We start from the raw sequence: 12,363 nt of genomic DNA on the forward strand, positions 1-12,363 counted from the left end.
TCTCCTTACACCTGTAATTTAATCTGCTGTCGAAATGGAACCATCTGCTCCTACCTTCACATCAAACGATCTAAGCTCCAGCTCTTTCAGAAGAGCAGTTCCTTCCTCATTCTCCATAGGGACCGGCTGTCCCAGCTTGGCATGATAAGGAATGGCCTTCATCGTGCAAGCTCCATTCTTCTGGCAGCTCGCCTGGAATACAGCGGTTCTCCATGTTTCCTCATTTGTAGATCTTGAGAAAATGAAATTGCCTGTGCTATAAGCAATCCATTTTCCTTTGTAGGATTCCAGTCCCTGCAATACGTGAGGGTGTCCGCCAATCACCAGATCTGCTCCTGCATCAACAAATTCACGTCCAAGCGATGTTTGGATATCATTCGGCATCGTTTGACGCTCCTCGCCCCAATGAGACATGACAACGACGAGGTCCGCATCGTTTCTCGCTTGCTCAATCGCCTTAACAGCATCTGTACTATCATATGCATCGGCAACGCCGGGTTTTCCTGATTCAGCTCGCCAGCCCGCTTCAGGTATTACTCTTGTGAAGCCGAGCAGTGCAATTCGCATTCCCTTGATCTCATAATAAACGGGGGCATAGGCATTCTTTCGATCCATACCAGCGCCAACATATTTAATCTGATAATCCTTCAGATAATTAAGTGTATCCGCAAGACCAGCCTGCCCTTGATCCAATATATGATTATTTGCTAGATTGACGATGTCCACACCTGCTTCCGTCATCGCTTCAAGGGCCTTCGGCGATGATTTGTAAACGTAGGATTTGCCAAGCGCGGCCTCTCCTCCTGTTGTCACCGGTGTTTCCAGATTGATGAAGGTTAGATCATCGGTCTGAAAGAGACTTCCCAGATGTTGATAAGGATAATCAAAGCCCTCCCTCTCAAGCAATTCCTCGACTTTGCCCGAGAACTGTACATCACCCGCAAAGCTCATAACAACCAATTCTCCATCCGCAGGCTCACCGGAATTATCGGCGGGTTCGACCTCACCAGACTTCGGGTCTGGATTCTCTTCCGCTTGCTCGGAGGCGGGTGGAGTCTCATCCTGTGAAGCTTCGTTCAGCTCCTTATCTTCTGATAATGAATGGTTCGGATGGTCATCTTCTGATGAGGAGCTCTCTCTGTTATCCTCCTCCGCTGTATTCCCGGTCTTATTCGACTCCTGCTCATCGCGGCTCTCCTCACTGCTAGATGAGTATACGTCCGCATCTTCAACAGGACCTGTTAGACCCCCTACTAAATTGAAGTATATGATAATACCTGCGATGCATAAAATAAGGACAACGTTCAATGTAACCCACATTTTGCTTCTTCTGCGCTGTTTCTCTTTTTTCGCAGCCGAATGCCTCTCTGATCTTGACGGCAGCATATTCTCTCCTTTTGTTCCCCTTTTCATTGAGTTATGAAATTGTTATGAAATTGACTCTACTAAAATCCAAATCTATTATACCAGTTAAAGGATATTTCTTGAATCCGGCTTTATACTCAGGCTGCCCATAGATTGAGAATAAAAAAAGCCTGCATCCGTAATGGATGCAAGCCCTCTAATTTAGCATATCTCTTATTTATATTCCCCTATAGCTGTAACAATAAGCTCAGTTTCTGCCTTGCCATGACTTAATTACGCAGTCACTCAGTGTTTCCATATACAATGGATCATTGTTGAGTGAATCGATCCGCATTAGACGCATATCGAGCTCCTTTGCGATTGCTTTCGCTTCAATATCCAGATCATACAGCACTTCAAGGTGATCGGATACAAAACCTACCGGTGCCACCAAGACATCCTCAACCTGTTCTTTACTCAGCACCTGCAGAGTATCGAGTATGTCAGGTCCAAGCCAAGGGGTGGCCGTCTGACCGGCACTTTGCCAAGTAAACTGCCAGTTCTCTATACCCGCCTGCTTCGCAACTGCCTTGGAGGTTTCAAGCAGCTGATCCGGGTAGGGATCTCCCATCTCTACGATTTTCTCAGGCAAGCTGTGCGCGCTGAACAGAACTCGAACCGAATCCCGCTTCGCTCCCGCTTCTTCAAATTGATCGAGCTTGGCACTCACGCGTACAGACAATGCTTCAATCAGCTTCGGATGCAGATGATAGGACTCAACAAAGCTCATTTCAATCCCATGCTCTTCAGCCTTCGCTTGTGCTCTTTTGATATATGACCCAATGCTCATCATGGAATAGTGAGGGGCAAGAACAATACCAACCGCTCTCTTAATACCATCCTTAGCCATGGCATCCACTCCGTCCTCAATTAACGGACTCGCATGCTTTAATCCTTGGTAACAACGGAATTGAATCCCGGAAGTTCTCTCATCCTGAGCTAACGTCTTCTCAAGCGATTCAACCTGACTGTTCGTATGCTCACGGAGAGGGAAGACCCCGCCGACAATGGCTTCATATCGCTCAGTGAGCTCGCGAAGCTGCTCCTCAGATGGCTTATTCCCTCTTCTAATATGTGTATAATACGCCTCTATGTCTTCCATGCTTTGGGGTGTGCCGTATGACAAGACAAGCACGCCTACTTGGTTGCTCATAGTAATTCCCACCTTGTCTCTATTGTTTATATGTGTACATTCTGTACTTTCAGCGCTTCGGCTGAGTATTCATGCACATAATCTGTCAGCTCCTTGAGCTTGTCAATGGAAGCCTCGGGAAACAAGCCATGTCCCAGATTAAATATGTATCCAGGCTGCTGAATTCCTTCATCAATAATACTTTTCGCATACTTCTTAATAACCTCAATAGGTGCTGTAAGCACGTAAGGATCGAGATTCCCCTGAACCGCGAACTTATTCCCCAGTCTTCTTCGACCTTCATTAATGGATACTCTCCAATCCAAGCCGACTACATTCGCCTTGATGTCTGAAAGTGTGGGAAGCAGCTCACCCGAGCTGACGCCTGGAAAATAAATTTTTGGAACATCAAGATCAGATAACTCGTCAAAAATGCGCGTAATGGTCGGCAGCACATAAACCTTGAAATCTGCAGGAGATAACGCCCCAACCCAGCTGTCGAATACCTGAAATGCTTTACCGCCATTCTGAATCTGATGTCTTACATAAGTAATAACCATATCGCCGAGCTTATCCATCAATTGAAACCAGACTGCCGGTTCACTGTACATCATTTCTTTGGTTCGAATGTAACCCTTTGAAGGACGTCCTTCGATCAGATAGCTCGCAATAGTAAACGGAGCGCCGGCAAAAGTGATGAGAGGAACGGTAAGCTCATTATCCAGAATACGTATCGTCTCCATAATGTGCGACAAATCCTGCTCAACGTTAATTGGACGAAGCTTCTCCACATCTGCTGAAGACCGTATAGGGTTGTGAATAACAGGACCTACATCCTTCACAATATCAAAATCAATTCCGATCGAGGCTACCGGATTCATAATATCTGAATATAGAATTGCCGCGTCTACACCCAATTTACGTACTGGCATCAGGGTTACTTCGGCAGCAAGCTCCGGCTGCTTGCAAATCTCAAGCAAAGTGTACTTCTCTTTGACCTTGCGATATTCGGGATCGTAACGCCCAGCTTGTCTCATATACCATACTGGAAGTTGATCTACAGGTTGTTTATACCCTGCTCTGATGAACCTATCGTTATATGCCATTTCTTGGCCTCCAATAATGTCGTTTCTATAATTTCCATTATGCCCTTTTTAAAACTCACTAACAAGTAAGCGAAATCGAACATCCATTGACAATTCGATGAAGGTTCTCTAAAGCATATGAATGCCTTCTGAAGAACCGATAAAGCGATTATTCATGAAGCTCCGTTCGAGAAACGGTTCTTCCGGTAGTGTGTTATACTAAAATAATGGCAACAATTGAACCGTAAGGAACGGCAGAAAGGAAGTGACCCTCATCTATTGAAATCATGGAAAATTAACCTTATCGTGCTATGGTTCGGACAATTTCTAGTAAATGCCGGCATGACAATGGTTACTCCCTTTCTATCTTTATACCTTGCCCAGGATTTGGGAGTGACTGGAGAACGTGAGATCGGACTATGGGCAGGCTTTATCTTTGCAGCTAATTTCGTAACCTCCTTTGTATTTCAACCTCTGTGGGGTAAGCTTGCTGACAAATACGGCCGCAAAATTATGCTGCTACGCTCAGGCTTCGGCATGGCGATTGTTATTACCCTCATGGGATTTGCGCAAAACCCATGGCATTTGCTGTTTCTAAGACTGCTGAATGGTACAATTTCAGGCTTTAATCCTGCTTCGGTTGCGCTCATTTCAGGGACAACACCCAAGGACCGAATGGGATTTGCCATGGGAACTGTCCAATCGGGTCAGGTTGCCGGAACCATTCTCGGTCCTTTAATCGGAGGCATATTAGCTGACCTCGTCGGCTTTAGACCTATTTTCTATATCACAGGCATTCTGATCTTCTCTGCATCACTACTGGCGCTATTCCTTGTCAGAGAGAACTTCGACCGTGAAGAAGCTGCACAATTGCCAGCGCAGTCGGTGCTCGGAGGGCTGCATGAGCTAACCAAAACACCACAGCTGCCTGCGCTGTTCGCCGTCACCTTCTTACTGCAGTTTGCCATGATCAGTCCCATGTCTCTGCTTCCGCTGTATGTGCTTCAACTGAATGGTACGGTAGAGAATCTCGCTTTTTTTGCCGGTATGGTCAGCGCTGTTGCAGGAATATCAAATATGGTTGCTTCACCGCTACTCGGGAAGCTAAGTGATAAGATCGGTTCGCATCGTATACTCACCTTTGCCCTTATTGGAGCAGCAGTGACCCTGATACCTCAAGCTTTTGTACAAAATGTAGGTCAGCTGATCCTGATTCGGTTCCTAATGGGTATATTTATGGGTGGTCTTCTACCAAGTGTCAATTCCTTGATTCGATCCTATACACCAGACGGAATGGAGAGTCGTGCCTTTGGATTCAACAGCAGCACTCTGGCACTAGGAAATATGATTGGTGCTGTAGCAGGCGGCTTCCTATCAGGCTTTATAGGTATTGAAGGCTTGTTCATTATCTCGGGCTCGCTTCTGTTGATCAATGTGATATGGGTTCGTATGAAGCTATATTCGCGGAAAAAGTCATCTGTATAGCAGACCATTACTGAGTTATCAAAAAAAGACATTCTACCTCTAGTTGAGCAGGTTAGAATGTCTTTTTGATATATGAATGATATTCAGACACAATTCATATGTAAGTATATATAACATTAATATTCGTGGATTACTTTCAAATAATACTCATATCCATTTAAAATACACTTATATTTATTCAATTATCTTAATAATTATAGCATTATCTCTTATTTACGATGAATTACTTATATTTACTCTCATTTCTATAGATTGTCATTTTATATAACATTAATATAGAATACTCCTCAAGAATACCTTCCAACATTTGCATAAGAGGAGTGACACGGAATGAAACCTAACAACAGAATCAGCAAACACTTTGTCCTTTGGAGCACAGCCGCACTAACCGCACTAACCCTCTCTCTATCCCCCATCGCTTCTACTGCAAGCGCGGCTACCATTGTCGTGCAGGGAACTTCCTCTCCTGTTCAGTCCACAGCACCTATCCGCAATACGACGATCCCTCCTCTCACTGAGTCTGCCAAAACCTCTGAATTGCCCAATGTTCTTGTCATTGGCACAGGCGGTACGATTGCCGGACAATCCACAGATGAGACCAGCTTCACCAATTACAGAGCAGGCTCTCTTGCCATAGGTGATATGGTGGGCTCCCTTCCTAACCTGGACAAGCTTGCTGAAGTGAACACACTGCAATTTGGCAATTCGGGTTCTTCCGCTTACACCATACCCGACCTATACGATCTGTCGATGTCGGTTGATAAAGCGCTTGAAACTTATGACAGTGTCGTAGTAACAACAGGTACGGATACCATGGAAGAGATTGCTTACTTCCTTGACCTCACAGTCCAAAGCGATAAGCCCGTTATTATTACAGGTTCCATGCGTCCTTGGACGGTTATAGGCTCTGATGCACAAGCCAATCTGTTTAATGCGATAAAGCTGGCTGCAAGCGGACGCACAACATCGTTCGGCACTGTATTGATGCTTAACGATACGCTTCATTCCGCACGCGGTGTAACCAAAACGAACGCTTATCGCACGGACACTTTTGAGACCCCTGTACTCGGCGCTCTCGGATACATAGATGGAGATAATATCCGTATTTATCGTGCTCCTGCACGGGCAATGAAGCCGGAAGGTACAGCTAAGCCTGTCTTCGATCTCTCCAAAATTACGAAAGAAAAACTGGCTGATACCAAAGTTGAAATTGCCATCTCTTATCAACAAGCAGGCGGAGGCGCCATCAGCGGATTTGTGGCGAACGGAGCAAAGGGTATTGTCACCTCCGGAACAGGTGCTGGCGGAATCTCCAGTGCGATGAGTGCCGAAAGAAGAACGGCGATTGAGGAAGGTGTAGTCTTCGTAACTACGACACGCACAGGTTCGGGAAGTGTCTATAGCGGCGGTGAGGGAATCATATCTGGGGATAATCTCAGCCCGCAGCATGCTCGGATTCTGCTTCTTCTCTCCTTAGCATTCACAGATGACTTCGATACAATCAAAGGCTGGTTTGAAACATACGGAAAATCCGAAGTATAAACGGAATTATATTGTTCAAATCCCTAATACATGAACGAACCTCCTCGGTTATAAAGCAATCGAGGGGGTTCGTTGTTTATTTTACATATGCAATAGCAAGTCCGTCATAAGCCGGAATCAATGTACTAATTAACCGGTCATCGGAAGCCATCAGCTCATTAAACCTTCTAACTGCCTGGACAGAAGGACCATTCTTCTCATGATTCAAAGTCCTCCCACGCAAGAAGCAATTATCACCAACAATGAGAGCACCTGGATTCGACAATTCAATCGCAAATTCCAAGTATACAGGATAATTCAGTTTATCAGCATCTATAAAAAAGAAGTCAAATTTCTTTCCTTCCTCTTTCATGCTTCTCAAGCTGTCTGCTGCAGGCCCTATACGATACTCCACTCGATCGCCGAAGCCCGCTTTGCTCAGATGCTCGTAAGCAAGCGCAGCGTATTCTTCTTTAATTTCAAGAGAGGTCAATTTACCTGTCTCCCCTAGTCCTCGGCTCAGACAAATTCCGCTGTATCCTCCCAGTGCACCAATCTCAAGAATCTGTTCTGCACGCGAGGTTCGCACAAGCATCGTGAGCAGCCGCCCGTATGCCGCTGCGACCGATACTTCAGGCATGCCGCGCTCTTTAATCGTTTCTAGCACTTCCTTCAGCATTTCATCTTCTTCATATAATTTAGAAACATAATCATCGGGTGTAATCATCATCGGATATGGAATCCTCCTTAAATAACTTTCCTTCTTCATTCAATTAATTTATAATAAATGTTTGTTTAAATAAGCCGAGATAGGCGCGTACCTTATTGTACTGGTACAAGCCTTGGCAAGCAAGGCTTGCTGAAAATATATTGGGGCATCCTATTCGTATCAGATCTAAAAATAGAATGTCACCAGGATGGAGCTGAAGCAATTCAATGCAACCTTTGCAATTAATCGCAACGACACCAATGGGACTTGAATCCGTCGTATCCAGAGAACTAAAGCTGCTCGGTTATGAGGATATAACTGTAGAGAACGGAAGAGTTACTTTTGCAGCCGATTTTATCGATATTGCCCGGTGTAACTTATGGCTGCGAAGCGCCGATCGAATTCTTGTCAAGATGGGTGAGTTCAAGGCTACAACCTTTGACGAATTGTTCGAAGGAACCAAGGCCCTTCCCTGGCAGGAATGGATACCTCAGAATGGTGAGTTCCCCGTAGAAGGAAGATCCCATAAATCTCAGCTGAGCAGCGTGCCTGCATCACAAGGTATTGTCAAAAAAGCAATCGTTGAGAAGCTGAAGCAAACCTATCATACGGAATGGTTTCCGGAGAACGGAGCCCGTTTTGTCATTGAGGTTAACCTTCATAACGATATCGCACTTCTGACCCTGGATACAAGCGGAGCAGGCCTTCACAAGCGGGGCTATCGCAAGCTGGTTACAGAAGCTCCGCTCAAAGAGACCTTGGCAGCTGCTCTCATTCAGCTCAGCCGCTGGGGCCCGCATCGTCCCTTCTACGATCCATTCTGCGGGTCGGGAACACTGCTCGTTGAAGCGGCAATGATCGGCTGGAATATCGCCCCTGGACTTCGCCGTTCGTTTAATAGCGAGCATTGGCCGCTCGTATCCAAAGAATTGTGGGATGAAGCCCGTGAGGAAGCGTTTGACTCTGTGAAAGATGATATACCTCTGCAAATTGCCGGCAGCGATATGGACCCGGGCGTGATCGAGGTTGCTCAAGCTGCAGTCAAGAGTGCCGGATTCGCCAAGGAAATTAAGCTTGATGTTCTGCCTGTAGCAAAAGTTCGCTTATCCGGAGATTACGGATGTCTTATTACCAACCCTCCATACGGCGAACGACTTGGAGAACAAGCCGAGGTTGAGAAGCTCATTCGTCAGCTTGGCAGAGTGGCAGCCGAGGTACCAACATGGTCCTTCTTTGCCATTACGTCGACCAAATCGTTTGAACGATACTTCAATCAGAAGGCGGATAAGCGCAGAAAGCTGTTTAACGGACGAATTGAGACTCAGTATTATCAATTTCTAGGTCCTCTGCCTCCAAAACCAGATCGTAACTAGAGCATCATGAACACAAAAGAGTAAACCTTATGCCGTTTACTCTTTTTTTAGTCCATAATAAACGACAGGACGGAGGATATAATGCACCTTGTAGCATGTACGTTCAAAGGAGGAATAATGCTTGTCTAAGAAGTGGAAGGGTTCACGATATTGGTATTACCTCGTATTTGTGATCTTGATGATTCTCAAGCTGGGATACTTCCACAGCCAGCTCAATGCCAGAAATATAGATATGAATTTTCTCGATTATGTCATTACTTTCGGATCTTTGCTGCTCGTCTCCTTCTGGGTGCTGTGGCTGCCGCAGCGTGCAAGATTCATCGCCCTGATTGTACTGAATGTGCTGCTCAGCTCACTCATCTATGCTGACCTCGTCTATTATCGGTACTTTCAAGATTTCATCACGATTCCTGTACTGCTGCAGGCCGGTCAACTAAGCTCGCTGGATGACAGTATTTTCTCACTTATGAGATTCGCCGATCTTTGGTTTTTTGCAGATCTACTGCTGCTAGCCGTTTATTTCTTGTGTCTGCTGGTCCTCACTAAACGTACAGGTGGAGTGCGAAGCGCAGATAAACATCATTTACCTATGTATCATACCTCGAAGTGGAAGCGATTCATCAGCGGCACCCTCGCTCTTGTCATCGGTGCGGTTCTTACATTCGGTCCCATTGAATTTTACAACCGTACATGGGCCGTCGGTCTGTTTAACGGCAATTGGTGGAACCTCAGCTTATATAATGTGACTGGCTTGCTCGGATTCCATGGTTACGATCTATACCGGTATAACAAGGAGCAGCAGAACAGCCAAGCAGACCTGACGGATGAGGAAATGAACGAGGTCAAACAATTTTTTGATCATAAGCAGCAGCAGGCACTAACAGCTGTCTCATCGGACACTTTTGGCCAATATAAGGGTAAAAATGTCATGCTCGTACAGGTTGAAGCTTTGATGAATTTTGTTATTAACAAAAACATAAACGGACAGGAAATCACCCCGCATCTCAATGCGTTAATGAGGGACAGCTTATATTATAAAAATTTCTACCACCAGACCGGACAGGGACGCACCTCCGATGCTGACTTATCTGCCAACATATCGTTACACCCCCTGCCGAAAGGGTCTGTATTCACCCGCTATCCGGATCATACGTATGATTCTCTCCCGTCAGTTCTAGGAGAGCAGGGATATTATACCGCTGCTTATCATGCTTACGAGAGCAGCTTCTGGAACCGGTACACCATGTATAACAATATGGGATATGACGAATTCATGAGTAAAAATGATTACACAATGGATGAGCCGATCGGCTGGTCGCTTGGAGACAAGTCATTTTTCCGGCAATCGCTTGATCAACTGACGGGCATCAAACAGGAGCCCTTCTACTCCTTTATGATTACACTCACGAATCATCATCCATATACTCTCCCCGATTCCATTCAAGAGCTGGATGTGGGCCAGTTTAATGGAACTCTGTTTGGCGACTATCTGCAGGCCGTGCACTATTCAGATGCGGCAATCGGAGAACTGGTGGAGCGACTGAAGGAGGAGGGGCTGTGGGAAAATACCATCTTTATGATCTATGGCGATCACGACAATTCTCTTAAAGAGCAGACCAACTATGAAGCCTTCCTCGGCAAGAATATGGATGAGCTCCAAATGCATCAAATCATGAACCAGGTACCTTTTCTCCTCCATTTACCTGATGGAGAACGTTCCGGAGTATATCTGGAGCCTGCCGGGCAAATGGATATTGCACCGACAATTCTACATCTGCTCGGCATTGAGTCAGATTCAATGTATTTCATGGGCAACGACCTGTTGAATAGCCGTAATCGGACGGTTGTACTTCGTACAGGCGCTTTTGCTACAAGAGAGCACTATTACATTCCTTCTGACGACTACCGCTTTGAACATAGCAGCTGCTATGATGTTGAGTCAGGAGAAAAAACAAACGTAAACGCATGCGAAGCTACATTTGACGAAGCAAAAAAACAGCTGTCTGTATCCGATCGAGTGATTACTTACGACCTCATCGCCAAGCTTCGTTCTTCATCCAAATAAGGATCAAATGAATTAAATACCAACCAGTCCATCAACAAAACCCCCGTCTCTTATGAGAACGGGGGTTCATTGGTATGCAGGTCAGTTGTCTTCAGTCGATGCCATGCTGGCATGAAGTGATGAAAGACGTTCCTTTTCTTCTGAGAGAATTTCCTCTGCAAACTCAGTTCCGCTGAAGTTCAGCTGCTGCCGGGCTACCGCTACCGCATTCTCTGCACGCAGCAATCGCTTATTCGCTTGCTCGATCATTTCTGGTGTAGGATGTGACATCGCTTGCGATACCGCATGATGCAGTTTTTTTACTGAGTTGGAGGCTTGCGCCACCGTCGTATAGGATTGCAGACTGGAATGATCGTGTTTCATAGATAGAAGCACACTCCTCTCTCAAAGTCCCTGCTACACCTGTTAGCATGGATATTAAGAAAGGTCGTTATGCACAGAACTTAATTTTTAATAAATGGAGCTGCTTTGGCAATTACTTCTTCCTCTGTCGGCGCACTGATGTATCGTCCATTAATAAAGACAAAGGCTCTTTTACCTCAAGGTCCACAATACGATTTGCAGCCTACCTTGATCTCGGCATCCGGAGCCATCTTCTGAAGCTTAGGCACCATAGACTTTAATTTAACATGCTTTCATTTATCACAAACTCGAATATCGTTAGCCATGTACTTCCCTTCTCACCAGAAAAATATCGTTAATGGCTTCTTAACAATTAGTTATTGAAGTGATTTCCTTGCGAAGGGTGTGTAATGACGAAACCTTCCTTAGGGAAATACAGATAATCCACTTTGATGCCATCAAGCATCGGCTTGCCTGTTTCAAGCACCAAGTCGATTTCTTTGTCTGTAGATACAACCTCATCATTCTCTTTAGGTGTATCAAAGTCAATCCCATAGTGAACATGATCTCCATGATCGAGCGTGATCAGAACGCGTACATATTTACCTTCGTTTTCAGGGAGTGCCAGTTCACGTTTAAGTACTTTAGCCGCATTACGAGTTATTTTTGCATTCATTGTAAATTCATCTCCTAGTGTGATCTATTTCTAGAAATGGTTAACCATCTATAGTTGAATCAATTTCATAACGTATCAAAATGGTATTATGAAATGATTTCAGTTAACAAAAATTCAATACCATTTATTTTAATCAAGATGAGTGTATTTAGCAATATCTGCGGATTGAATCAATTTCATAATACCTATAGATGCTTAAATCAAGGGGATATATAGGTCAAAATGATTTGATTTGTCTATTCTATATAAACCTATTTTCGCCCCGCAACATGAGGGTATTTTCGTTCTGCCCTCTGAACAAACCAGTTCATGAGAAACATCGTGACTCCGATATCATCAATCGGGAGGAGCGGCAGCACATCTGGCATAACCCAATATACCGCGGCAGGAACCAAGAAAAGAAGCTTGTCCTGCAATTGAACCTCTGAAGACATCAGAAGAGCAGGCAGCCCTTTAAACACATGAGCCCAAGACTTTAGCGATAATAGCTTCTTCCATTTCATGATGATCATACTCCTTCCCCCGTTACAACGGGATATTACTATCATAACATACGTGTAATATGCAGGGG

11 protein-coding genes and 1 pseudogene are annotated in these 12,363 nt (G+C 45.1%); 4 read left to right on the forward strand and 8 right to left on the reverse strand.

What is annotated here, in order from left to right:
- Positions 1-18 precede the first annotated feature (18 nt).
- The 3 genes from ACFQ3J_RS11320 to hemE all read right to left on the reverse strand — a co-directional run bounded on the left by ACFQ3J_RS11320 (position 19) and on the right by hemE (position 3,642).
- Positions 19-1,386 carry a CapA family protein gene (locus ACFQ3J_RS11320; RefSeq protein ID WP_091154759.1) on the reverse strand — a complete coding sequence of 456 codons (1,368 nt, stop codon included), beginning with the start codon at positions 1,384-1,386 and terminating at the stop codon, positions 19-21.
- Between the two features lie 226 nt (positions 1,387-1,612).
- Positions 1,613-2,557: a ferrochelatase gene (gene hemH, locus ACFQ3J_RS11325; protein ID WP_251581736.1), complete on the reverse strand. Its 945-nt coding sequence runs from the start codon at positions 2,555-2,557 to the stop codon at positions 1,613-1,615.
- A 26-nt stretch (positions 2,558-2,583) separates the two neighbouring features.
- Entirely contained in the window at positions 2,584-3,642 is a 1,059-nt protein-coding gene (hemE, locus tag ACFQ3J_RS11330) for a uroporphyrinogen decarboxylase (protein ID WP_091154753.1), read from the reverse strand.
- Between the two features lie 258 nt (positions 3,643-3,900).
- On the opposite strand from hemE, the gene ACFQ3J_RS11335 reads away from it, so the two are divergent.
- Both ACFQ3J_RS11335 and ACFQ3J_RS11340 read left to right on the forward strand, forming a co-directional pair.
- Positions 3,901-5,106, forward strand: coding sequence for an MFS transporter (locus tag ACFQ3J_RS11335; RefSeq protein WP_251581737.1), 1,206 nt, complete (start codon positions 3,901-3,903; stop codon positions 5,104-5,106).
- Positions 5,107-5,436: 330 nt separating this feature from the next.
- On the forward strand, positions 5,437-6,648 hold the full coding sequence (locus tag ACFQ3J_RS11340; RefSeq protein ID WP_091154749.1) for an asparaginase: 1,212 nt from the start codon (positions 5,437-5,439) through the stop codon (positions 6,646-6,648).
- Between the two features lie 76 nt (positions 6,649-6,724).
- Here ACFQ3J_RS11340 and ACFQ3J_RS11345 read toward each other — a convergent pair whose 3' ends face one another.
- On the reverse strand, positions 6,725-7,357 hold the full coding sequence (locus ACFQ3J_RS11345) for an O-methyltransferase (protein WP_251581739.1): 633 nt from the start codon (positions 7,355-7,357) through the stop codon (positions 6,725-6,727).
- A gap of 206 nt (positions 7,358-7,563) precedes the next feature.
- On the opposite strand from ACFQ3J_RS11345, the gene ACFQ3J_RS11350 reads away from it, so the two are divergent.
- Together ACFQ3J_RS11350 and ACFQ3J_RS11355 are read left to right on the forward strand one after the other, a co-directional pair.
- Complete coding sequence (locus ACFQ3J_RS11350; RefSeq protein WP_091154745.1) at positions 7,564-8,709, forward strand: THUMP domain-containing class I SAM-dependent RNA methyltransferase; 1,146 nt, start codon at positions 7,564-7,566, stop codon at positions 8,707-8,709.
- 121 nt (positions 8,710-8,830) lie between these two features.
- Complete coding sequence (locus ACFQ3J_RS11355; RefSeq protein ID WP_251581740.1) at positions 8,831-10,774, forward strand: LTA synthase family protein; 1,944 nt, start codon at positions 8,831-8,833, stop codon at positions 10,772-10,774.
- Between the two features lie 81 nt (positions 10,775-10,855).
- Here the strand turns inward: ACFQ3J_RS11355 and ACFQ3J_RS11360 are convergent, their stop codons facing one another.
- From ACFQ3J_RS11360 to ACFQ3J_RS11375, 4 genes and pseudogenes are all read right to left on the reverse strand, one after another.
- Entirely contained in the window at positions 10,856-11,137 is a 282-nt protein-coding gene (locus tag ACFQ3J_RS11360) for a hypothetical protein (protein WP_091154743.1), read from the reverse strand.
- A gap of 80 nt (positions 11,138-11,217) precedes the next feature.
- Positions 11,218-11,388 (reverse strand): annotated as a pseudogene (locus ACFQ3J_RS11365) (DUF1450 domain-containing protein).
- A 101-nt stretch (positions 11,389-11,489) separates the two neighbouring features.
- The gene (locus ACFQ3J_RS11370; RefSeq protein WP_251581741.1) at positions 11,490-11,792 is read right to left on the reverse strand and encodes an iron-sulfur cluster assembly accessory protein; all 303 of its coding nucleotides are present in this window, start codon (positions 11,790-11,792) and stop codon (positions 11,490-11,492) included.
- A gap of 251 nt (positions 11,793-12,043) precedes the next feature.
- Complete coding sequence (locus tag ACFQ3J_RS11375) at positions 12,044-12,295, reverse strand: hypothetical protein (protein WP_251581742.1); 252 nt, start codon at positions 12,293-12,295, stop codon at positions 12,044-12,046.
- Positions 12,296-12,363 lie beyond the last annotated feature (68 nt).

Origin of the sequence: Paenibacillus provencensis (assembly GCF_042678545.1) — a bacterium.
Classification (GTDB): domain Bacteria; phylum Bacillota; class Bacilli; order Paenibacillales; family Paenibacillaceae; genus Paenibacillus; species Paenibacillus provencensis.

Coding starts and splice junctions, on each gene's coding strand:
- ACFQ3J_RS11320 (WP_091154759.1), bottom strand. CDS start 1,386: ATGCTGCCGTCAAGATCAGAGAGGCATTCGGCTGCGAAAAAAGAGAAA.
- ACFQ3J_RS11350 (WP_091154745.1), top strand. CDS start 7,564: ATGCAACCTTTGCAATTAATCGCAACGACACCAATGGGACTTGAATCC.
- ACFQ3J_RS11345 (WP_251581739.1), bottom strand. CDS start 7,357: ATGATGATTACACCCGATGATTATGTTTCTAAATTATATGAAGAAGAT.
- hemE (WP_091154753.1), bottom strand. CDS start 3,642: ATGGCATATAACGATAGGTTCATCAGAGCAGGGTATAAACAACCTGTA.
- ACFQ3J_RS11340 (WP_091154749.1), top strand. CDS start 5,437: ATGAAACCTAACAACAGAATCAGCAAACACTTTGTCCTTTGGAGCACA.
- hemH (WP_251581736.1), bottom strand. CDS start 2,557: ATGAGCAACCAAGTAGGCGTGCTTGTCTTGTCATACGGCACACCCCAA.
- ACFQ3J_RS11360 (WP_091154743.1), bottom strand. CDS start 11,137: ATGAAACACGATCATTCCAGTCTGCAATCCTATACGACGGTGGCGCAA.
- ACFQ3J_RS11370 (WP_251581741.1), bottom strand. CDS start 11,792: ATGAATGCAAAAATAACTCGTAATGCGGCTAAAGTACTTAAACGTGAA.
- ACFQ3J_RS11375 (WP_251581742.1), bottom strand. CDS start 12,295: ATGAAATGGAAGAAGCTATTATCGCTAAAGTCTTGGGCTCATGTGTTT.